Origin of the sequence: Streptomyces sp. NPDC021562, from assembly GCF_040640875.1 — a bacterium.
GTDB lineage: Bacteria > Actinomycetota > Actinomycetes > Streptomycetales > Streptomycetaceae > Streptomyces.
Genome location: NZ_JBFACN010000016.1, coordinates 166,216 through 187,166 on the forward strand (window position 1 = coordinate 166,216; position 20,951 = coordinate 187,166).

The 20,951-nt window shown below is 71.7% G+C and carries 19 protein-coding genes; 8 read left to right on the forward strand and 11 right to left on the reverse strand.

Annotation, left to right across the window (positions count from 1 at the left end; genetic code table 11):
• Positions 1-157: 157 nt before the first annotated feature.
• Complete coding sequence (locus AB0G52_RS25370; protein ID WP_132891254.1) at positions 158-1,060, forward strand: helix-turn-helix domain-containing protein; 903 nt, start codon at positions 158-160, stop codon at positions 1,058-1,060.
• Between the two features lie 84 nt (positions 1,061-1,144).
• On the opposite strand, the gene AB0G52_RS25375 is transcribed toward AB0G52_RS25370, so the two are convergent.
• The 5 genes from AB0G52_RS25375 to AB0G52_RS25395 form a co-directional block, all read right to left on the reverse strand.
• Positions 1,145-4,456, reverse strand: a complete 3,312-nt coding sequence (locus tag AB0G52_RS25375; RefSeq protein WP_361338874.1) for a S8 family peptidase — start codon at positions 4,454-4,456, stop codon at positions 1,145-1,147.
• Positions 4,457-4,686: 230 nt separating this feature from the next.
• A complete protein-coding gene (locus AB0G52_RS25380; protein ID WP_132891256.1) occupies positions 4,687-5,370 on the reverse strand; it encodes an ABC transporter ATP-binding protein in 684 nt (227 codons plus the stop codon).
• 100 nt (positions 5,371-5,470) lie between these two features.
• Positions 5,471-6,943: an ABC transporter permease gene (locus AB0G52_RS25385; RefSeq protein WP_361338878.1), complete on the reverse strand. Its 1,473-nt coding sequence runs from the start codon at positions 6,941-6,943 to the stop codon at positions 5,471-5,473.
• Positions 6,944-7,098: 155 nt separating this feature from the next.
• Positions 7,099-8,343, reverse strand: a complete 1,245-nt coding sequence (locus tag AB0G52_RS25390; RefSeq protein ID WP_361338881.1) for an Ig-like domain-containing protein — start codon at positions 8,341-8,343, stop codon at positions 7,099-7,101.
• Between the two features lie 223 nt (positions 8,344-8,566).
• The gene (locus AB0G52_RS25395) at positions 8,567-8,911 is read right to left on the reverse strand and encodes a hypothetical protein (RefSeq protein WP_361338884.1); all 345 of its coding nucleotides are present in this window, start codon (positions 8,909-8,911) and stop codon (positions 8,567-8,569) included.
• 109 nt (positions 8,912-9,020) lie between these two features.
• Between AB0G52_RS25395 and AB0G52_RS25400 the strand changes: the two genes are divergently transcribed.
• On the forward strand, positions 9,021-9,338 hold the full coding sequence (locus AB0G52_RS25400; protein WP_132891260.1) for an LAETG motif-containing sortase-dependent surface protein: 318 nt from the start codon (positions 9,021-9,023) through the stop codon (positions 9,336-9,338).
• Between the two features lie 41 nt (positions 9,339-9,379).
• Positions 9,380-10,162: a hypothetical protein gene (locus AB0G52_RS25405; RefSeq protein ID WP_361338887.1), complete on the forward strand. Its 783-nt coding sequence runs from the start codon at positions 9,380-9,382 to the stop codon at positions 10,160-10,162.
• Positions 10,163-10,278: 116 nt separating this feature from the next.
• Here the strand turns inward: AB0G52_RS25405 and hutH are convergent, their stop codons facing one another.
• From hutH to AB0G52_RS25420, 3 genes are all read right to left on the reverse strand, one after another.
• Positions 10,279-11,817: a histidine ammonia-lyase gene (gene hutH, locus AB0G52_RS25410; RefSeq protein WP_132891364.1), complete on the reverse strand. Its 1,539-nt coding sequence runs from the start codon at positions 11,815-11,817 to the stop codon at positions 10,279-10,281.
• A 76-nt stretch (positions 11,818-11,893) separates the two neighbouring features.
• Positions 11,894-13,039 carry a sensor domain-containing diguanylate cyclase gene (locus tag AB0G52_RS25415; RefSeq protein ID WP_132891261.1) on the reverse strand — a complete coding sequence of 382 codons (1,146 nt, stop codon included), beginning with the start codon at positions 13,037-13,039 and terminating at the stop codon, positions 11,894-11,896.
• 79 nt (positions 13,040-13,118) lie between these two features.
• Positions 13,119-13,913, reverse strand: a complete 795-nt coding sequence (locus AB0G52_RS25420) for an enoyl-CoA hydratase-related protein (protein WP_132891262.1) — start codon at positions 13,911-13,913, stop codon at positions 13,119-13,121.
• A 213-nt stretch (positions 13,914-14,126) separates the two neighbouring features.
• Between AB0G52_RS25420 and AB0G52_RS25425 the strand changes: the two genes are divergently transcribed.
• Complete coding sequence (locus AB0G52_RS25425; protein ID WP_361338891.1) at positions 14,127-14,663, forward strand: hypothetical protein; 537 nt, start codon at positions 14,127-14,129, stop codon at positions 14,661-14,663.
• Between the two features lie 687 nt (positions 14,664-15,350).
• Here AB0G52_RS25425 and AB0G52_RS25430 read toward each other — a convergent pair.
• A complete protein-coding gene (locus tag AB0G52_RS25430; protein WP_132891263.1) occupies positions 15,351-16,457 on the reverse strand; it encodes an adenylate/guanylate cyclase domain-containing protein in 1,107 nt (368 codons plus the stop codon).
• A gap of 175 nt (positions 16,458-16,632) precedes the next feature.
• Entirely contained in the window at positions 16,633-17,508 is an 876-nt protein-coding gene (locus tag AB0G52_RS25435; RefSeq protein ID WP_361338894.1) for a biotin--[acetyl-CoA-carboxylase] ligase, read from the reverse strand.
• A 110-nt stretch (positions 17,509-17,618) separates the two neighbouring features.
• Here AB0G52_RS25435 and AB0G52_RS25440 point away from each other — a divergent pair, with 110 nt between their 5' ends.
• From AB0G52_RS25440 to AB0G52_RS25455, 4 genes are all read left to right on the forward strand, one after another.
• Positions 17,619-19,202, forward strand: coding sequence for an acyl-CoA carboxylase subunit beta (locus AB0G52_RS25440; protein WP_132891265.1), 1,584 nt, complete (start codon positions 17,619-17,621; stop codon positions 19,200-19,202).
• 17 nt (positions 19,203-19,219) lie between these two features.
• Positions 19,220-19,432 carry an acyl-CoA carboxylase epsilon subunit gene (locus tag AB0G52_RS25445; protein ID WP_132891266.1) on the forward strand — a complete coding sequence of 71 codons (213 nt, stop codon included), beginning with the start codon at positions 19,220-19,222 and terminating at the stop codon, positions 19,430-19,432.
• A gap of 89 nt (positions 19,433-19,521) precedes the next feature.
• Positions 19,522-19,650 (forward strand): hypothetical protein, encoded by a 129-nt coding sequence (locus AB0G52_RS25450; protein WP_361338898.1) that lies wholly within the window; start codon positions 19,522-19,524, stop codon positions 19,648-19,650.
• Positions 19,651-19,687: 37 nt separating this feature from the next.
• On the forward strand, positions 19,688-20,290 hold the full coding sequence (locus AB0G52_RS25455) for a nucleoside triphosphate pyrophosphatase (RefSeq protein ID WP_361338901.1): 603 nt from the start codon (positions 19,688-19,690) through the stop codon (positions 20,288-20,290).
• On the opposite strand, the gene AB0G52_RS25460 is transcribed toward AB0G52_RS25455, so the two are convergent.
• A complete protein-coding gene (locus tag AB0G52_RS25460) occupies positions 20,262-20,783 on the reverse strand; it encodes a hypothetical protein (RefSeq protein ID WP_361338904.1) in 522 nt (173 codons plus the stop codon). The genes AB0G52_RS25455 and AB0G52_RS25460 overlap by 29 nt on opposite strands.
• Positions 20,784-20,951 lie beyond the last annotated feature (168 nt).

The window sequence follows — 20,951 nt, forward strand, 5'->3', positions numbered from 1 at the left end:
AGACGTCTTCGCGCCCGGGTGCCTTGTCCCGTCCCGGGCACGCTGCCAGCCTCCACCACGCTACGTCCGTCACCCAGCCCCCGCCTCTGCGTACGTCTGCCGTGCCTACCACTGGCGGGGTCAGGTTCCGGTGCGTACGTCCGTGAATACTGGAGGTATGGAAGACCAGTCCCTGCCCCCCGCCTCCCCCGCCGTGCCCCTGGACCGGCGGGCCGAGCTCAGTGAGTTCCTGCGCACCCGGCGGGCCCGGCTGCGCCCCTCGGACGTGGGGCTGCCGGACTTCGGGCGGCACCGCAGGGTGCCGGGGCTCAGGCGGGAGGAGCTGGCGCAGCTGGCCGGGGTGTCGGTGGCGTACTACACGCGCCTCGAACAGGGCAACGGGCGGAACGTTTCGGCGGAGGTGCTGGACTCCATCGCCCGTGCGCTGCGGCTCTCCGACGCCGAGCACGCGCACCTCATCCACCTCGCCAAGGGCAAGCAGCACAAGAAGAAGGCGTCGGGGCGGCCGCAGCAGGTGCGGGCACCGCTGGCGGAGCTGCTGGACGCGATGGAGGGCGTACCGGCGTACATCGTGGGCCGGCGCTCGGAGATCCTGGCGTGGAACCGGATGGCGGCGGCGCTCTTCGGCGACTGGGCGGAGCTGCCCGCCGCGGAGCGCAACTGGGCGCGGCTGACGTTCCTGCGTCCCGACTACCGCGATCTGTTCGTGGAGTGGGAGCAGAAGGCCATCGACATCGTGTGCCAGCTGCGGATGGACGCGGGCTGCTATCCCGACGATCCCCGGCTGTCCGCGCTGGTGGGCGAACTCTCCGTGAAGAGCGAGGAGTTCCGGCGGCTGTGGGCGACGCACGACGTCAAGGAGAAGTCGTACGGGGTGAAGCGGATGCACCATCCGCTGGTGGGCGGAATGTCCCTCCACTACGAGTCGTTCCGGATGGCCGGCGACCAGGACCAGGCGCTGGTCACCTACCACGCGGAACCGGGCTCGGCGTCGGCGGAGGCACTGCGGCTGCTGGCCAGCTGGGGCACGGACGCGAACCGGCCCGTCCCGCAGGCCTGACCGGCCCGGACAGGGGGAACGGCCCGCCGGAAGCCGCGCTTCCGGCGGGCCGCTCGCTGTGGTCCTACTCGGCGACCGACGCGCTCACTTGGCGTAGTACGCGTTGTAGATCGAGATCGTCGACTTGTTGCCCTTCTTGTCGGCGATCTTGGCGTGGAACGAGATGGCCTTGCCCTTGGCCGGGTTCTTGACGGTGATCCTGCCGTGGCTGACCGTCAGCTTCTTCCAGGTCTTGCCGTAGTCGTACGACACGTAGACCACCAGGGACTTCAGGTTGCGGCCGGCGGCCGCGCCCTCGACGGTGACCGGGAAGGTGACCGTCCTGCCGGCGGCGACGCGGCTGTCGAGGCCGGTCGTGGCGCCGAAGTGGACCGTGGAGGCGGGCAGCTGGGCCAACGGGGTGTTGCTGCCCGGCTTCTTCGAGTGGAAGGTCCAGCTCGCGTCGATCCGGGTGGAGGCGGCGGCGACCTTGACCGAGCGGATGACCGAGGTGGTCAGCTTGTACTCGGCGTCACCGGACGGCACGTTGAACACGCCGTCACCGAACAGCGGGTCCTTGTTGGAGCCCACCTTGGTGCCGTTGCGGTACAGGGTGGTGTTCACCGACAGGAAGTCGGAGGACCCCGGGTGCTTCGCGCTGTCGGAGAACAGCGGGATCACGCCGAAGATCTGGTTGCCGTCGCGGTACAGGCCGTACTGCGAGGTCAGGTGCGGTCCGAAGACCGCGGTGTTGAAGGTGTTCCGGTAGGTACGGCCCGCCTTGTACGCCTGCATGCCGTCCTGTGAGTAGCCGGCGTCGGCGATCGGCAGACCCTGCGCGTCGTGTCCGCTGTACTGCGTGGCGTCGAAGGCCCACTGGGCGCCGTCGACGGTGGAGACGTGGAAGGTGCGGGTGGCGGGCAGCTTCTGCTCGACCCCGAGGCCGATGACGATGTCCTCGCCGACGACACCCCAGGGGCTGACCGCTCCGGTCTTGCCGGGGGCGGAGGCGCCGAGGGTGTTGCGCACCGTGGCCAGCTCGCCGGCCTTGAAGTGCCGGACCTTGCCGCCCTGGAACCTCTTGACCTGGGCGCTGGTGGCGACGTCGTACTCCTCGCCGCCGCCCTTGACGAACTGGCCGCTCCAGGTCTGCGTCAGGCCGCTGACGTCCGGTCCCAGACCGGCGGTCCTGATCTTGTCGAAGGTGTCGAAGCCGGCCCCGATGCCGATGCCCGCCGGGTCGTACATGTAGTCGACCGTCGCGAAGTTCGACGTGGCCGCCGCGTCCGGCACGGTGATGTCGGACGCCTTGGTGGTGCGGGCGTCGACGGTGACCGTGAGGTCCTTGGTGACGCTCAGCTTCGGCTGGACCAGCCAGTCGAGGCCGCCGTCGAAGGTGGTGAAGTCCTTGGCGATCCAGGCGTCGAGCAGGTACGTGCCCTTGGGCACCCGGAAGGTGGCGGTCCCGGTGTCGGACACCGGCACGTTGATCCCGCTGCCGTTGCCGAGGCCCGAGTAGCCCAGCAGACTCGTGTTGTAGAGCCCCGCCGGCTTGCCGTCCCGCCCGATGTGCTTGACCGTGACGCTGTACGACTGCACCTCGCGCTGGACCGCGGCCGCCGTGCGGACGCTCTGGCCGCCGCCGGTCGCCGTCACGTACGCCGAGTAGGCGCCGTCGAGGGTGCCGCCCAGCTTGGTGTTGACGGTGACGCCGACCGAGGCCGTGCCGCCCGCCGGGACGATCACCTTGGTCGCGTCCAGCGAGAAGAAGCCGGCCGGGGCCGCCGCGCCCTTGGGGTCGATGGCGGACGAGGTGAGGCTGAGGGTGACGTCCTTGGTGCCGACGTTGCGGTAGGTCAGCTGCTTGGTGACCGGGGTGTCGTCGGTGTGCGGCCACTGCTGCACACCGAAGTTGATCGACGACGGCTCGGCGAGCACGGTCTGCTTGATCGCCTTGTCGACCGCGATCCGGCCCGAACCCTGCTGGAACGGCGTGTACTTGCCGCCCTTCGCGGAGCCGGTCAGGGCCGACTTCAGCTCCTGGTAGCCCCAGTCGGGGTGCTCCTGCTTGAGGATCGCGGCGGCGCCCGCGACGTGCGGGGTGGCCATCGACGTCCCGGAGATCGTCAGGTAGCCGGCCGGGTTCTCGCCGACCTCCTGGTCGATGACGCTGCCCTTGGCCGCGGCGGCGGTGATGTCGACGCCCGGGGCGGTGACGTCCGGCTTGATGGAGCCGTCGGCCGCGGGTCCCGTGGAGGAGAAGTCGGCGAGCTTGTCGTTGCCGTCGACGGCGCCGACGGTGAGCGCGGCGGCCGCGCTGCCGGGCGAACCGATCGACTGGGGGCCCTCGTTGCCCGCGGCGATCGCGAACAGGATGTTCTTCTCCGCGGAGAGCTTGTTGACCTCCGCCTCCAGCGGGTCGATCTCCGGGGAGTCGTAGCCGCCGAGGCTGAGGTTGACGACGTCGGCGCCCTCGGCCGCCGCCCACTCCATGCCGGCGAGGATCCCGGAGTCGTCACCGGAGCCGGTGTCGTCGAGGACCTTGCCGTTGAGGATCTTGGCGCCGGGTGCGACACCCGTGTACTTGCCGTGCGACTTGGCGCCGGTGCCGGCCGCGATGGACGCGACGTGCGTGCCGTGGCCGAAGTGGTCCGAGGCGTCGGCGGCCGTGGTGAAGTTCTTGGAGGCGATCACCTGGTCCTTGAGGTCCGGGTGGGTGGTGTCCACACCGGTGTCCAGGACGGCGATCTTCACGCCCTTGCCGTTGTAGCCGGCCGCCCACGCCGCGGGGGCGCCGATCTGCGGCACGGACTTGTCGAGGGCGGCCTTGCGGACGCCGTCGAGCCAGACGTGCGCGATGCCGGCGGCCGCCTTGTCGCCGTTGGTGACCGCGTCCCACAGCTCGGGCGTTTCCTTGACCGGGGTCTGCACGGCGTCCGCGTTGAGGGCCTTGAGGCTGTGCCGCAGGGTGCCCGCGTCCCGCACGTCGGCCTTGGCCGTGGTGGCGGCACCGCTGTAGCCGACGATGACCTTCAGGCCGTTCCTCTGCGCCCTGCGGGTGGCGGCCTTGTTCAACTCGGTGACGTCGAAAAGCCGTTGGTCCAGCTTTCCGGAGGCCACCAGCCGGACGGCGTCACCGGGCACGACGAGGGTGTGCCCGTCGACCTTGCTGATCCGGAACGGTATGTGCTCGCGCCCCTTCGCCCGCTCCAGGCCGACGACGCGGCCCTTGGCGTCGAGGGTGACGCGGTCACCGGTGATCAGGGTGACGTGCTGCTTGCCGGCGAGCGAGGCGCGGGCCGCGGCGACGGCCGCTGCCGGGCGCTGTTCCGGCTTCGCCGACGCCGGGCTGGTCATGCCCGCGGCGAGGGCGACGGCGGCCGCGGTGGCCACCGTGGCCGCCGCGGCTCTTTTCACTTGTCTGCGCAAGACTCCCCCTGGGAGACGGTGTGCCGGGCGAATTCCCCGTTCACCCGGTCGGGGGCAGTCTCGTACGTGCGTACGTCAACCCCCCGGACACGGAGTATGCCGGGGGGTGATCAGGGGGCTCAAGAGATGAGAGAGCGGTAAGAAGAGAGCGAGAGATTTGTTACCGGCCGGGGCGGACACCGTTACACAACCGCGCGGTTGTGCGCGGGAGTTCGGTGTTATGCGCCGGCGTTCTCCTTGACGGTGATCCTGCCCTTGCGGAGGGTCGCGAGGCGCGGGGCCTTCTTCGCGATCGCGGAGTCGTGGGTGACCATGATGAAGGTCAGCCCGTGCTCCTTCCACATGCGCTCCAGTACGTCCATGATCTCGTCGCGCATGCCCTCGTCGAGGTTGCCGGTCGGCTCGTCGGCGAGCAGCACCTTGGGCTGTTTGACGAGGGCCCGGGCGATGGCGACGCGCTGCTGCTGGCCGCCGGACATCTCGCCGGGGAGGTGGCCGAGGCGTTCGCCGAGACCGACGGACGTGAGCGCCTCGGCGGCGCGTTCCCGGCGGTCCTTGGTCCTGACGCCGAGGGGGACGAGGGCGGTCTCGACGTTCTCCTGGGCGGTGAGCGTCGGGATCAGGTTGAAGGACTGGAAGACGAAGCCGATGTTCGCGCTGCGGACCGAGGTGAGCTTCGTCTCGGAGAGCTTGGCCAAGTCGGTGCCGTCCAGGACGACTTCGCCGGAGGTGGGGCGGTCCAGGCCGCCGAGCATCTGCAGGAGGGTGGACTTGCCGCCGCCGGTGGGGCCCTGGATGACCAGGCGGTCGCCGTCGGCGATGGTCAGGTCGATGCCGTCGAGGGCGCGGACGGGGTCCTTGCCGCGTGCGTAGAGCTTGGTGACGTTTCTGAGTTCGTACATGGGGGCTCCTGAAGGTACTGGGGTGGGGCGGCCGCTTGTCGGCTGCGGACCGGTGGGGGTTGTTCGCGCAGTTCCCCGCGCCCCTTGCGGGGCACGTCGGCTACTCGACGCGCCGCAGTGCGTCCGCAGGGCGGAGCCGTGACGCGCGCCAGCCTCCGAACGCGCCCGCGATCAGGCCGCCGGCCACCGCGAGGGCCACCGCGAGGACGATCGTCGTCACGCTGACCGGGGCCGTCAGGGCGACCTCCAGGGTCTTCGCGGCCTGCCGGCCGGGGCCGAAGCCGCCGCCACCGCCGAACCCACCGCCACCGCCGGGGCCGCCGCCCGCGTTCCCGCCGCCGAGGGAGGCCTGCAGGGTGGGGCTGATCTCGGTGACGACGTACGCGCCCGCCAGGCCGAGCGCGATGCCGAGGGCGCCGCCGACCAGACCGTTGACCATGGCCTCGCCGATGACCTGCCGGGTGACCCGGCCGGACTTCCAGCCCAGCGCCTTCAGCGTGCCGAACTCGCGGACGCGCCGGGAGACCGCCGAGGAGGTGAGCAGACCGGCCACCAGGAACGCGGCCACCAGCACCGCGACGGAGAGCCACTTGCCGACGTTGGTGGCGAGGCTGGAGGCGGTGGACAGCGAGCCGGACACCGTCTTGGCGAGGTCGGCGGAGGTGGTGACGGTCGTACCCGAGACGTTCTTCTGGATGGCGCTCTTGACGCTGTCGATCTGCTGGGAGTCGGTCGCCTTGACGTAGATCGTGGTGACCTTGTTCTTCGCGCCGGCCAGCGTCTGGGCCTGCTGCAACGGGATGTAGAGGTTCGCCGCGGAGTCACCGGAGCTGGCGGTGGCGATGCCGATCACCTTGAACGTGACGCTCTTGACGGTGACCGTGGAGCCGACCTTGTACTTCTTCTCCTTGGCGTAGGCCGAGTCGACGACGGCGACCTTCGCGTCGGCCTCGCTCGTCCGGAAGGTACGGCCGCTGGTGATCTTCGACGAGGTCAGCGGGCCGAGGTCGGCGTTGGCGACGTCGGTGCCGAAGACGCTGTAGCTGTTGACGTCGAAGTTGGCGCCGCCGCCGCGGACCTCGCCCTGCGGCGCCCCGGTGCCGCCACCGCGCTCGCCGAACCCCCCGCCGCTGCCGGAGTTCCGGTTCTGCTGGAACTGCCCCCGGGTGAACTGACCGCTGATCTTCACCACGTTGAGGCTCAGTCCGCCGACCGCGGTCGAGACGCCCTTCTGGTCGGCGACCTTGCCGACGGTCGAGGAGGCGAGGGTGGTGAAGCCCTGCACCAGGACACGGTCGCTGCTCTGCGTCTTCGGCGAACCGTTGTTCTGCGCGTCGAAGTTGAAACGCGGCCGCTGGGAGCTGCCCGTGGTCGCGGAGGCGGCCTTGGTGACCGTCATGTCCGTGCCCAGGCCGTACAGCGACTGGAGGACCTTGTCCTGCGCCTTCCCCATGCCGTTGGACACGGAGGTGACCACGATGACCAGTGCGATGCCCAGCGCGAGGCCGGAGGCGACCACGAGAGCCGCTTTTCTGCGGCGGCGCAGTTCGCGCCTCAGGTAGGTGAAGAACATGACCGCACGGTAGGGACGCACCGTGATGGCTCACTAAGGCCGAAATAAGAGAACCATGAGAAGGCTGTGACGGACCCCGGAAACGCCGGTGCCGCCCCTGGGGACGGCACCGGCGAGCTGTGCGGCGGCTGTGCGTCGAGGCCGCCCGGGCGGGTCTAGACGGCCGAACCGGCCTTCCAGGCGGCCCAGTTCATGTTCCAGCCGTTGAGGCCGTTGTCGGGGGCCACCGTCTTGTCGCCGGTGTTGGAGATGACCACGACGTCACCGACGATCGAGTGGGTGTACATCCAGTAGGCGGGCGTGCTGGTGTCGTCGGCGCCCTTGGTGTCGGACAGGCCGACGCAGCCGTGGCTGGTGTTCACGCTGCCGAAGACGGACTTGGCGCCCCAGTAGTTGCCGTGCAGGAAAGTGCCGGAGCTGGTGAGGCGGATGGCGTGCGGCACGTCCTTGATGTCGTACTCGCCCTTGCCGTCGCTGTCGGTGAAGCCCACGGTCGCGCCGTTCATGCGCGTCTCCTTGAACTTCTCGGACATCACCATGACGCCCTGGTACGTCTTGTGCTCCGGCGAACCCGCGGAGATCGGGATGGTCTTGATGGTCTTGCCGTCCTGGGTGACCTTCATCTCCTTGGTCTTCGCGTCGACGTAGGAGACCTGGTTGCGGCCGATGTGGAAGGTGACCGTCTTCTGCTGGACTCCGTAGACACCGGAGGCGCCCTCGACACCGTCGAGCGCCAGCTTCAGCGTGACGGTGGAGTTCTCCTTCCAGTAGTCCTGGGGACGGCAGTCCATGCGCTGGGTGGAGAACCAGTGGCAGGCGACCTCCTGGCCACTGGTGGTGCTGACCGTGATGCCCTTCTGGACGGCGGCCTTGTTGGTGATCTGCTTGTCGAAGTTGATCGACACGGGCATGCCCACGCCGACGGTCGAACCGTCCTCCGGCGTGAAGGTGCCTATGAAGCTGTTGGCCGGCGAGACCGTGGTGAAGGACGCGTTCTCGTGCGCGACCAGCCCGGCGGAGTCCTTGGCCTCGGCGGCGACCTTGTAGGTGGTGGACCGCTCCAGCTGGACGGACGGCTTCCAGCTCTTCTTGTCGGCGGACAGCGCGCCGGAGACCGCCTTGCCGTCGGCGGTGGTCATGGTGACACCGGTGAGGGTGCCCTTGCTGACGGTGACGGCGGCCGAGTTGTTGATGGACGCGTTGCTCGACCCGTCCTTGGGTGTGATCGTGATGTCGGCCTGCGACGACTTCTTGGCCGCGGCCTCGTCCGCCTGGGCCTGGGTGCTGCTGCCGCCGCCGGACGCCTTGTCGTCGCTCCCGGAACACGCCGTGAGCACCAGAACACCACCGAGCAGAGCGGACGCGGCCACCAGGCCCTTGCGCCGCTTACTGTCCGTCATCACACGCTTCTCCATCGTTGCCGAGTCCGCGAACACACCGGGAGTCCCCGCCAGAGAGCCTCAACGCTACGGCTGCGTCGTCCCGTTCCGCATTCTTCGGATCTGTGGGGCACACCACGTCCGCGGGGGCGGCCGGTGCGCGAGGGGCCGGTCCGAGCGCCCTCTGGGACGACAAGACCCCGGACGGCGACCGCCGTCCGGGGTCACTGGTTCCCCGGATCGCTCAGCCGATGCCGTCCTCTTCTTCGTCGTCCTCGTCATCATCCTCGTCGAGATCCCACTCCGGCGAATCCGGATCGTAGGAAATCCGCTCGGTGGACCAGGACGCCTGCTGGAGCTCGATGCCGGGCACCTCGCTGACCAGGTCGAACGGGTCCACCAGATAGGCAACGGCCTCGGCGGTGTCTTCCGTCACAGCGATCTCGGCGTGCGTCCGCTCCTCGGCGGGCAGCTCGGGGTCCTCGGCGATACGGCGCAACGCGGCCTTGGTGACCTCGTCGGCGTCCTCGACCTCGAGGACCAGCTCCACCCGAAGCCGTACAAAACGTGATGTCTCTGGAGTGCTCATGCCCGGAGCGTACGACTGAAACCTCCCGTGACTTTCCTGTGACCCGCGATTTTCACTAACATCTGCCCACACGGCCAATTCGCCAGCGTCACAAGGGGATCGATATTCCGTGTCATCCGCTCGCCGCCCGTTGCTGACCGCCACCGCCGCAGGCACGCTCCTGTGCGCACTGTGGTTCGTCCCGTCCGCCAACGCGTCGCAGGACGCCCCGGCGAGAACCAGCACGTCGGAGGGCGCCGCGACCCAGGTCACCCAGCAGGCCAGAGCGCTGTCCGAGGCGACGTCCGAGGCCACCGGGGACGCCACCCGGCTCGCCGACACCGGCAGCCCGAACACCACCCCGTACGTCGTCGGCGGCAGCCTCTTCCTCGCGGTCGGCGCGGGCTTCGTGGTCTACTCGGTGCGCCGGGAACGACTGGAGTTCTAAACAACTTGACCGTCCCTTGACCGGCGTCTCACAGTCCTCCCATGAAGAGATCATCGGGCGTGCGGAGCTGCGCCCTCGCCGTCGGCGGCGCACTGTCCCTCGCCCTCATCACGGGCTGCTCCGGGGGCGGTTCGAAGGACGACCCCGCTTCGAAGGCCGCCTCGCCGTCCGTACGGGCGCTGACCGCCGCGCAGTTGAAGCAGCGGATCCTCGCCCAGGGCGAGGTGGACGGCTACAAGGTCAACGCGCTCGGCGAGGGGGCCGCGGTCAGGGGCAGGATAAGGACGAGCGACGAGAAGTGCCGTCCGCTGGCCTACGTCCTCACCGGCCTCGCCCCCACCGACGCGCCCGCCGAGATCGGCCGCACGGTACGGGAGGACAGGAAGGACCCGACCGACAAGGCCACGTCCCTCGACGACATGGCCGACGGCACCTTCCAGAGCGCGCTCAAGGATTCGCTGGACCTGGACGTCACGTCCCTGGACCTGTCGTCGTACGACGGCCGGGGCGCCGAGGACGCCGTGAAGGCGGTCTCCGCCGCGCTGAAGGACTGCGCCGCCGGCTTCACGGGCGGCACCGCCGGCGACGAGCAGAAGATCACGAAGGTGACGCCGGTCAAGCCCTCGGGCACGGGCGACGAGTCGGTGGCCTTCACGGCGACCACCGACATGGACGGCGACAAGGCCCCCCTGCACGCGGAGGTGGTCCGCCACGGCAACACCCTCGCGACGTACTTCACGATGAACATCGGCGCGATGATGGCCGGGAAGACCTACGGCGTCCCCCCGGCGGTCATCAAGGCCCAGTCGGCAAAGCTGAACTGACTGGTGCTTGAAAGGGGCGCTTCTGGAGCGCCCCTTCAGGGGCGCTGGGGGTCCCCCCGGCCGAAGGCTGGGGGAGGAACTGCGCGACCAGCCCCCACGCACCCGCACGGAACGACCTACCGCAGCGCCCCGGTCACCGTCTCCGCCGCGGCGACGACCCCCCCGCCCCGCACGAACTCCTCCGCAGCCGCGAGGTCCGGCGCCAGGAACCGGTCAGGCCCGACCCCCCGCACCCCCGCGGAGCGCGCCGCCTCGATGACCGCCCGCGACGCCGGCGCGGGCGACAGCCCCTCGCGCAGCTCGATCGCCCGGCCGGCCGCGTACAGCTCCACGGCGATGATCCGCGCCAGGTTGTCCACCGCAGTGCGCAGCTTGCGCGCGGCGGACCATCCCATGGACACGTGGTCCTCCTGCATCGCCGAGGAGGGGATCGAGTCGGCCGACGCCGGGACGGCCAGCCGCTTCAACTCGCTGACCAGCGCCGCCTGCGTGTACTGGGCGATCATCAGACCCGAGTCGACACCGGCGTCGTCCGCGAGGAACGGCGGCAGCCCGTGGCTGCGGTTCTTGTCCAGCAGCCGGTCCGTCCGCCGCTCGGCGATGGACCCGAGGTCGGCCACCGCGATGGCGAGGAAGTCGAGGACGTAGGCGACGGGCGCCCCGTGGAAGTTGCCGTTGGACTCGACCCGTCCGTCGGGCAGGACGACGGGGTTGTCGACCGCCGACGCCAGCTCCCTCTCCGCGACCAGCCGGGCGTGCGCGAGCGTGTCCCGGCCCGCCCCGGCCACCTGCGGAGCACACCGCACGGAGTACGCGTCCTGGACGCGCGGCGCGTCGTCCTGGTGATGCCCGGTCAGCTGGGAACCCCGCAGCACGGCGAGCATGTTGGCGGCGCTGTCGCCCTGCCCCGGGTGCGGACGGATGGCGTGCAGTTCGGGCGCGAGCACCTTGTCCGTGCCGAGCAGCGCCTCAAGGCTCAACGCGGCCGTGACGTCGGCCGACTTGTACAGCATGTCCAGGTCGGCGAGGGCCATGACCAGCATGCCGAGCATGCCGTCGGTGCCGTTGAGGAGGGCGAGCCCCTCCTTCTCGCGCAGTTCGACGGGCGCGATCCCGTGCTCGGCGAGCAGCTCGCCGGCGGGCCGTACGACCCCGTCGGGGCCCTCGGCGTCGCCCTCGCCCATGAGCGTGAGGGCGCAGTGCGACAGCGGGGCCAGGTCGCCGGAGCAGCCGAGGGAGCCGTACTCGTGCACGACGGGGGTGATGCCGGCGTTGAGCACGTCGGCCATGGTCTGGGCGACCTCGGGACGCACACCGGTGTGCCCGGAGCAGACGGTCTTCAGCCGCAGGAACATCAGGGCCCGTACGACCTCGCGCTCGACGCGCGGGCCCATGCCGGCGGCGTGCGAGCGGACGATGTTGCGCTGCAGCTGGGCCCGCAGTTCCGGGCTGATGTGCCGGGTCGCGAGGGCACCGAAGCCGGTGCTGACGCCGTAGACGGGCTCCGGCTTGGCCGCCAGCGCGTCCACGATCTCCCGGGCCGCCGCGAGCGCCGCGACCGCCTCCGCCGACAGCTCGACGCGGGCGCCGCCGCGTGCCACGGCGAGAACGTCGGACGCGGTGACACCGGACGTCCCCACCACCACAGTGTGCATATCCATATTCAGGATCGTAAGCACTGAATGCAGCCGCTGTCACTAGTGGGGTACGGGGTTGCCCCTTACTTCTACGTCACAGTCCCCGGCGCCCCCGGAAGCTGCGCCGCTCGGCCCGCTCCGGCGGGGGCGCGTCCGCCAGCCGCACGACGGGGTCGTCCGGCCCCTCCCGTCCGGCCACCACCGGACGGTCCGCGCGCAGCGCCTTGGCACGGTACTGGGCGGCGTCCGCGAGCCGGAACAGACGGCGGGCGGACCGCACGGGACCGATCGGATCCGCGGTCGAGGCGACCCCGCACGCGACCCCCTCCCCCAGCTCCAGCTCCCCGGCGCGGCGGCACAGTTCGTCGGCCGCCTTGACCACGTCGTCGGCCGGCGGGCCGACCGCAAGCAGACAGAACTCGTCACCGCCGAGCCGCGCGGCGAGGGCGCCCGGCAGCATCGCCCCGCACAGGGACAGCACCGAGCCGAAGCGTTCGAGGAGCCGGTCGCCGACGGCGTGCCCGCGGGTGTCGTTCACCTTCTTCAGCCCGTTGAGGTCGCAGACGACCAGGCTGACCACGGCGCCGTCCGCGCGGTGCCGGTCGATCGCCTCGTCGAGGCGCGCGTCGACGGCCCTGCGGTTGGCGAGCCCGGTGAGGGCGTCGGTGTAGGCGAGCCTGCGGGCCTCCTCCAGGCGCTCGGTCTGGGCGATCCCGGCGGCGACGACGGAGGCGAGGACGGTGGCGAAGCCGGCGTCGGCGCGGGCGAAGACGGGGGCGTGCACGGCACGGGCGACGTACAGCTCGCCCCAGGCCCTGCCGTGCAGCACGATCGGGGCGACCAGGCAGCAGCCGCGGCCCCGGCGGCGCAGGGCGTCGACGCGGCGGTGCGAGTAGCCGGGGCGGCCGGCGGCGGTGCCCTCGGCCGTCTCGACCCAGGCGTTGGGGCTGCCGCCGCCCGCCCAGCGTTCGTGCAGGAACTCGGTGATCTCCGGGAACTGGTGCACCGGATAGGCCTCGGTCTCCGGGAACTCCTCCTCGTCCGGGGCGCGCTCGCCGACGTTCACGAGGACCCGCAGCCGGCCGAGTTCGCGCTCCCACACGGAGAGTGCGGCGAAACTGCCGTCCAGGGCGCGGCAGGCACCGGTCGCGGCGGCGTGCCAGCACTCACGCGGGGTGTGCGCGGCGGCCATGCCCTGCGCCAGCGCCACTATGGCGGCGAGGCGGTTGTCATCACCCATTACTCCAGGTTAGGGATGATTTGACGCATTCGGGACGTGGGTGCGGCGAACAGGTGTTGCCGGACGAGGGCGTCGCCGCCTATTCGCCCGGCCACTGCGGCTTCCGCTTCTCGTTGAAGGCCGCGACGCCCTCCGCGCGGTCGCCCGAGAAGGCCACCGACCGCCAGGCCGCGTCCTCGACCTCGAGACCGGCCCTCAGGTCCAGCCCCTGCCCGAGCCGCAGCGCCCGCTTGGCCGCCCGCAGCCCCACCGGCGAGTTCGCCGCCATCCGGGCCGCCAGCGCCAGCGCCGCCGACCGGTCCTGCCCCGCCTCCACCAGCTGGTCGACCAGGCCCAGCTCGTGCGCCTCCGGCGCCTCCACCCGCCGCGCCGAGAAGATCAGCTCGGCCGCGCGGGCCGCGCCGACCCGGCGGGGCAGCAGCTGCGTGCCGCCGCCCCCCGGGATCACGCCCACCGACACCTCCGGCAGGCCCACCACGGCCGTGCCGTCGGCCACGATCACGTCGCAGGACAGCGCCAGCTCGAAGCCGCCGCCGAGCGCGTAGCCGTGCACGGCGGCGATCGTCGGCATCGGCAGCTCCAGCACGCCCGTGTACGCCCCGCGCGACAGCGGCCGCGCCCGGACCAGCTCCGCGTCGGTCATGGAGTTGCGCTCCTTGAGGTCGGCGCCGACACAGAACGCCCGCTCGTGCGAGGAGGTCACCACCACCACCCGGGCGTCCCGGTCGGCGCTCAGCGCGGCACACGCGGCCACGATCGAGCGCGCCATGTCCGCCGACACCGCGTTCATGGCCTTGGGCCGGTCCAGGACCAGCTCCGCGACCTGACCGTGCCGTCGCACCAGCACGAACTCCCCGAACCGCTCCTCGCTCACGACACCCTCCGGTTAACGCGGGTTAACAGCTTGGGCCCGATCATCGCAGCCGGGGCGGGCCGGGGAAAGGGGCAGCGGCGGGTCCCGGGCACCGATCGGCCCGGCAACCCCCCGTTCGGGTGACATCCCGGGAGACTCCCGGCGCACACCCCACAGGAACGCATAACGTGCGCTCGCCATGGCGTGTCGGGGGCACGACGGGAGGGGAAGGTCATGACGGGAACGTCCGCAGTCGGTCACCGGGGGCGGCACCGCAAGCCCCGCCCCCGCAAGGCGCTGCTCGCCTCCGGAGGGCTCGCGCTGGCCGCCGGTGTGCTGAGCCTCGTGCAGCTGGCGCCCGACGGCGGCGGGGGCGGGGGCGCGCCCGGCGCGGCGGAGGCCGAGCCCCGGCTGGATCCGACCGCCGACGCGACGACGGCCCGCTCGGCGAACGCGGCCGCCACCATCGGCACTGTCGCCGCGGCCATCCCCTCGACGGCGGCCGCCACGGGAGCGGCGAGTCCGGCACCGTCGACCCCCACGGCAAGCTCCGTACCCGCCGCGTCGCCTTCCACCTCCCCCACCGCCGTACCCGGCACGGTCCCGGCCCCGACGGCCGCCCCGGCGCCCCCGACCCGGCCGGCGGACCCACCGCCCCCACCGGCCACCAGCGCCCCGCCCGCCACCCCGACACCGGCGACGCACCCACCGGGCGACGACGTCTGCGTACCGATCGTGGGCCTGTGCGTGACGCCGCTCACGGCAGGCTAGTGCTGCCACCGGGCAGAGACGGGAGCCGGGGCCTGCCGACCCCGCGGCACGGGCCGCCCGGCGGACCACGTCGCAGAAGAGCAACGGTGACTCATCGGCCGGGGTGAGCGGGGTCCGACGCGTCCGACCACAAGCCGGCAAAGCCATGACCGATCGGCCACTGCCGCGACGGAGAACGCGGTGGGCACACCTCCCGGCCGGAAGGCGGCGGACGTCGGCGACCAAAACGGTGGAGGCGCCTCCGGGGCGGACGCCGACGGGCGTCGGCGGGCAACGCCGTGGGGACACCTCCCGGCCGGACGCCGACGGACGTCGGCAGGCGACGCGGTGGGGAAACCTCCCGGCCGGAAGGCGGCGGACGTCGGCGACCAAAACGGTGGGGGCGCCTCCGGGGCGGACGTCGGCAGGCGACGCGGTGGGCACACCTCCCGGCCGGACGCCGGCGGACGTCGGCGGACGTCGGCGGACGTCGGCGGACGTCGGCGACCAAAACGGTGGGGGCGCCTCCGGGGCGGGCGTCGGCGGGCGACGCGGCGGGCGCACCACCCGGCCGGACGCCGGCGGACGTCGACGGGCGACGCGGTAACGGCGCCTCCTGGCCGGAGGCCGGGGACGTCGGCGGGCGGCGGCGGCGCCGCGGGCGGGGGTCTCGGAGTCCGCGTTGCGGGACGGTCCGCCGGGCGGTTCCTAGGGCTCCACGTCGCGGCGGGTCAGCAGCCATGGCTCCACGACGCCCAGGCCGCGTACCGGACGCTGCCACATCGGCTGGAGCGCGAAGCGGTAGGTGGGCGGCTCCTCGCCCTCCTTCTCCGCCGCCGCGGCGGCCTCGGCGGCCTCCGCCTCCGAGGCGGGCGCCTCGCCGCTGCGGATCAGCTCCTCGGCGAAGGCGGAGTCGACGAGCACGGCGTCGCGGGGGGCTATGGAGGTGAGCCGGGAGGCGAGGTTCACGGTCGTACCGAAGACATCGCCCATCCGGGTGGTGACGGTGCCGAAGGCCATGCCGACGCGCAGCTCCGGCATGGTCTCGTCGTTCGCCATGGTCTCCACCAGGCGCAGCGCGATGTCCGCGGCGACACCGGAGTCGTCGGCGGCGTACAGGACCTCGTCGCCGAGGGTCTTGATGAGCCGGCCGCCCCGGGCCGCGACCAGGTCGGCGGCGGTGGTCTCGAAGGCCTCGACCAGCTCGCCGAGCTCCTCCTCCTCCATCCGCCGGGTCAGCCGGGTGAACCCGACGAGATCGGCGAAGCCGACGGCCAGCCGCCGGTCGACCATCTCCTCGTCGTCGGCGGCCTGCACGACCCGGCCCGCCGAGGCGGCCAGCTGGCGGCGCCACACGTAGACGAGGAACTCCTCCAGCTCGGGCAGCAGCAGCTCGACGATGGGATACGTGACCTCGGTGCGGGTCATGCCCGGCTCCGGGGGCTCGGTCAGCCCCTCCAGGAAGGAGTCGATCTGCCACTCCGCCAGACGGGCGGTGGTCTGCCCGGTCGACCGCGCCACCTGCACCGCCATGGCCTCGCTGAGCAGCCCCGCCTCGACGAGGCCCGCGAGCCGGCGCAGCGCCAGCACGTCGGCCTCGGTGAGCGCCTTGGCCTGCCCGATGTCCGCGAAGCCCATCGCCCGCCAGAACCTCGACGCCAGCTCCATGGAGACGCCCGCGCTGCGGGCCGCCTGGAACGGGGTGTAGCGGCGCTCGGCCCCGAGGATCAGGCCTTCGAGGCGCAGCGCGAGGGGGTCCTCGCCGGAGTCGGCGGCGTCCGCGCCCTCGCCGGAGCCCGTGTCGTCGACGGTCACGCCTGCTGCCCTTCCGATCTACCGCGGTCGCATACCGACCGGCCTCAACTCTACGGCAGGTGTGCGGTAGCTCACTTCGTGAGGTGGGCCGACCTCGGGGTGGTGTCCCTTACGGGACGCCGCGGCCGCGTCAGTCGCACAGCGCCGGTGAGCGTCCCCACCGCCGCCGCGACCCTCACGCCGGACGCAGGTGCACGATGTCCCCGGCCCCCACCGGCTCCCGCACGCCCTCCTTCGTGGCGATCACCAGCCTCCCGTCGCCGTCGATCGCCACCGCCTCCCCGGTCAGCGACCGGTCCCCGGGCAGCTCGGCCCGCACCGTCCGCCCGAGGGTCGCGCAGCCCGCCGCGTACGTCTCCTGGAGGCCGCTGGCCGCCGGATCGCCGCCCGCCGCGCGCCAGCGCCCGTACCAGTCCTCCAGGGGCCGCAGAACGCCCCGCAGCAGGGTCTCCCGGTCCGTACTGACCGCCCCGGCCAGCGCCAGCGACCCCGCCTGGGGCACCGGCAGCTCGGCCGCGCGGAGCGTGACGTTGATGCCGACGCCCACCACCACACCGTCCTCGCCGGCCCGCTCCGCGAGGATGCCCCCGGCCTTGCGCTCCTCGCCGTCCACGGTGACCAGCAGGTCGTTCGGCCACTTGAGGGCCGTGTCGACGCCCGCCGCCCGCGCCAGCCCCGTCGCCACCGCCACGCCCGTGAGCAGCGGCAGCCAGCCCCAGCGGGCCACCGGCACCTCCGCGGGCTTCAGCAGCACCGAGAAGAACAGCCCCGAGCGCGCCGGCGCCGTCCACTGGCGGTCCAGCCGCCCGCGCCCCGCCGTCTGCTCCTCGGCGACCAGGACGGCACCCTCGTCCGCCTCCCCCGCGAGGGCGCGGGCGACGAGGTCGGAGTTGGTGGAGCCGGTGCGCTGCACGACCACGACGTCGCGGTAGAGACCCCCCTGGCCGCCGTCCCGCACCAGGGCCCTGCGCAGGCCGGTCACCTGGAGCGGTGGACGGTCCAGGTCGGACCAGCGATTGTTGTTCTCGTCTGCTGCATCTCGCGGCGTCATGCAAGCCACCCTAGGTGTGTTGTACGCCGCACTGCCGTTTGGTAGGTGCCCCACTACGCTACGGATGAGTAACCGTCCCCCCTTTTGAGCAGGCAGGGAGCCGCATCCCGATGTCCGAGCCGGAAGAGATCGACATTCACACGACCGCGGGGAAGCTCGCGGATCTCCAGCGTCGTGTCCACGAGGCGACACACGCCGGTTCGGAGCGCGCGGTCGAGAAGCAGCACGCCAAGGGCAAACTGACGGCCCGTGAGCGGATCGAACTGCTCCTCGACGAGGACTCCTTCATCGAGCTGGACGAGTTCGCCCGGCACCGCTCCACCAACTTCGGCCTGGAGAAGAACCGCCCCTACGGCGACGGTGTCGTCACCGGCTACGGCACGGTGGACGGCCGTCCGGTCGCCGTCTTCTCCCAGGACTTCACCGTCTTCGGCGGGGCGCTGGGCGAGGTCTACGGCCAGAAGATCGTCAAGGTGATGGACTTCGCCCTGAAGACCGGCTGCCCGGTCATCGGCATCAACGACTCCGGCGGCGCCCGCATCCAGGAGGGCGTCGCCTCGCTCGGCGCCTACGGCGAGATCTTCCGCCGCAACACCCACGCCAGCGGTGTCATCCCGCAGATCTCCCTCGTCGTCGGTCCCTGCGCGGGCGGCGCGGTCTACTCCCCGGCCATCACCGACTTCACGGTCATGGTCGACCAGACCTCGCACATGTTCATCACGGGACCGGACGTCATCAAGACGGTCACCGGCGAGGACGTCGGCTTCGAGGAGCTCGGCGGCGCCCGCACCCACAACGCGGTCTCCGGCGTCGCCCACCACATGGCGGGCGACGAGAAGGACGCCGTCGAGTACATCAAGCAGCTGCTGTCCTACCTGCCGTCCAACAACCTCTCCGAGCCCCCGGTCTTCCCCGAGGAGGCCGACCTCTCGGTCACCGCGGAGGACCTGGAACTGGACACCCTGGTCCCGGACAGCGCCAACCAGCCGTACGACATCCACACGGTGGTCGAACACGTCCTGGACGACGGCGAGTTCTTCGAGACCCAGGCCCTGTTCGCGCCGAACATCGTCACCGGGTTCGGCCGCGTCGAGGGCCACCCGGTCGGCATCGTCGCCAACCAGCCGATGCAGTTCGCCGGCTGCCTGGACATCAAGGCGAGCGAGAAGGCGGCCCGCTTCGTGCGCACCTGCGACGCCTTCAACGTCCCGGTGCTCACCTTCGTCGACGTCCCCGGCTTCCTGCCCGGCGTCGGCCAGGAGCACGACGGCATCATCCGCCGCGGCGCCAAGCTGATCTACGCCTACGCCGAGGCCACCGTCCCCCTGATCACCGTGATCACCCGCAAGGCCTTCGGCGGCGCCTACGACGTCATGGGCTCCAAGCACCTGGGCGCCGACCTCAACCTCGCCTGGCCCACCGCCCAGATCGCCGTCATGGGCGCCCAGGGCGCCGTCAACATCCTGCACCGCCGCACCATCGCCGAGGCGGACGACGCCGAGGAGACCCGGGCCCGGCTCATCCAGGAGTACGAGGACACCCTCCTCAACCCCTACACGGCGGCCGAACGCGGCTACGTCGACGCCGTGATCATGCCCTCGGACACCCGCCGCCACGTCGTACGGGGCCTGCGCCAGCTGCGCACCAAGCGCGAGTCCCTGCCCCCGAAGAAGCACGGCAACATCCCCCTGTAAGCACCCAAGGAGCCACGGTGACGATCAAGGTCGTACGGGGCAACCCCACCCCGGAGGAGCTGGCCGCCGCACTGGCGGTCGTAAGGGCACGTGCGGCGGCCATGGCGGCGGCCGTACCCGAGCAGGGCGCGGGGCCGAAGGACGCCTGGTCCGACCCGGCGCGGATCGCCCAGCGCCGGATCCCGCTGCCGAGCCGGACCGCGTGGACGCGCACGTACTGGCCGAGCTAGGGCGGACACGGCCGGAAGTGCGACATCGGGCTCCGATTTGAGTACCCCTACTCAGGCGCCCGCCCCCGCCGGCGCCGCACGCTGGTGCCATGCTCTGGTCGGACCCCGAGGACGAGCCGCCGAAGGAACTGCGGGACATGCAGAACACCCTCCGGCGGCTCGGCGTCTTCCTGGCCCTGGTGATGCTGGTACTGATGTTCGTCCTCGGCCTGAGATGACGAACGCCCCGCCGGGCCCCACCGATACCCTGCACCCATGCGCAGACTCGTCCTCGCCTCCCAGTCCCCCGCCCGGCTGAACCTGCTGCGTCAGGCGGGCCTCGCCCCCGAGGTGATCGTCAGCGGCGTCGACGAGGACGCCGTCACCGCCCCCACCCCGGCCGACCTGGCGCTCGCCCTCGCCGAGGCCAAGGCGTCCGTGGTCGCCGCCCGCCCGGACGTGCGGGGCGCGATCGTGATCGGCTGCGACTCGGTGCTGGACCTGGACGGGCAGGCGCTCGGCAAGCCGAGCGACGCCGAGGAGGCGACGGCCCGCTGGAAGTCGATGCGCGGCCGGGCGGGGACCCTGCAGACCGGGCACTGCGTGTGGGACACGGCGGCCGAGCGCTGGGTGTCGGCGACCGCGTCCACCGTCGTACGGTTCGGCGAGCCCACCGACGAGGAGATCGCCGCGTACGTCGCCACCGGCGAACCCCTCTACGTGGCGGGGGCCTTCACGCTGGACGGCCGCAGCGCGCCGTTCGTCGAGGGCATCGACGGCGACCACGGCAACGTCATCGGCATCAGCCTGCCCCTGGTCCGGCGGCTGCTCGCCGAGCTGGGCGTCGGCATCACGGAGTTGTGGGCGTCGGCGGGATGACCGGTCCGGCGGCCGGCGTGTCGTCCTCGCGGTGCTCCGGTTCCGGGCCCTCCTGCGGGCCCGGCCCGGACGCGTCCCCGCCGCCCTGCGCCGCCACGCCGTCCGTGTGGTCGTACGTCATCAGGAGCAGCACGATGAGGGCGAGGACGGCCACCATGTACACGAACGCGGGCCATCCGCTCAGCCCCCACAGCACGGCGCCCAGCAGGGCGTGCACGACCGCCGCGCTGACCAGCAGCACGCGGCCGAGGCCGGCGGGCGGGCGGTTGCGTACCGCCACCAGCAGGGCCACCAGGGCGCACAGCGCGAAGTAGAGGCCGAAGACCACGGCGCCGACCCGCGCGGACATCGACATCCGGTCCGGGTCGAGGCCGGCCAGGGACATGTGCTGGCGGTCGACGGCCGTCGCCATGAACCAGTTCAGCGCCGCGATGCCGAGCGCCTCGGCGAGGAGTACGACCGTCACGATCCACGCCACCGGTCTGCGCACCACCGGTCCACCCACTTTCGTCCCCGACCCGACCGAGCCGGCGTTCCTTGAAGTTCGTTCAAGACATCGCGAACGCTACTAACGGGTAAACCCGGGGACAAGGGTCCGGTCGCCGGCAAAGAATCATTGGGCCATTCGTAGGGACTCAACAAAGAAACGGAGTGGGGCGCG

Excerpts from the sequence above, each read along its gene's own strand:
- AB0G52_RS25450 (WP_361338898.1), top strand. The coding sequence starts at position 19,522 with ATGCTCTGGTCGGACCCCGAGGACGAGCCGCCGAAGGAACTGCGGGAC.
- AB0G52_RS25415 (WP_132891261.1), bottom strand. The coding sequence starts at position 13,039 with ATGGGTGATGACAACCGCCTCGCCGCCATAGTGGCGCTGGCGCAGGGC.
- AB0G52_RS25405 (WP_361338887.1), top strand. The coding sequence starts at position 9,380 with ATGAAGAGATCATCGGGCGTGCGGAGCTGCGCCCTCGCCGTCGGCGGC.
- AB0G52_RS25425 (WP_361338891.1), top strand. The coding sequence starts at position 14,127 with ATGACGGGAACGTCCGCAGTCGGTCACCGGGGGCGGCACCGCAAGCCC.
- AB0G52_RS25390 (WP_361338881.1), bottom strand. The coding sequence starts at position 8,343 with ATGACGGACAGTAAGCGGCGCAAGGGCCTGGTGGCCGCGTCCGCTCTG.
- AB0G52_RS25370 (WP_132891254.1), top strand. The coding sequence starts at position 158 with ATGGAAGACCAGTCCCTGCCCCCCGCCTCCCCCGCCGTGCCCCTGGAC.
- AB0G52_RS25440 (WP_132891265.1), top strand. The coding sequence starts at position 17,619 with ATGTCCGAGCCGGAAGAGATCGACATTCACACGACCGCGGGGAAGCTC.
- hutH (WP_132891364.1), bottom strand. The coding sequence starts at position 11,817 with ATGCACACTGTGGTGGTGGGGACGTCCGGTGTCACCGCGTCCGACGTT.
- AB0G52_RS25395 (WP_361338884.1), bottom strand. The coding sequence starts at position 8,911 with ATGAGCACTCCAGAGACATCACGTTTTGTACGGCTTCGGGTGGAGCTG.
- AB0G52_RS25435 (WP_361338894.1), bottom strand. The coding sequence starts at position 17,508 with ATGACGCCGCGAGATGCAGCAGACGAGAACAACAATCGCTGGTCCGAC.
- AB0G52_RS25455 (WP_361338901.1), top strand. The coding sequence starts at position 19,688 with ATGCGCAGACTCGTCCTCGCCTCCCAGTCCCCCGCCCGGCTGAACCTG.
- AB0G52_RS25385 (WP_361338878.1), bottom strand. The coding sequence starts at position 6,943 with ATGTTCTTCACCTACCTGAGGCGCGAACTGCGCCGCCGCAGAAAAGCG.
- AB0G52_RS25380 (WP_132891256.1), bottom strand. The coding sequence starts at position 5,370 with ATGTACGAACTCAGAAACGTCACCAAGCTCTACGCACGCGGCAAGGAC.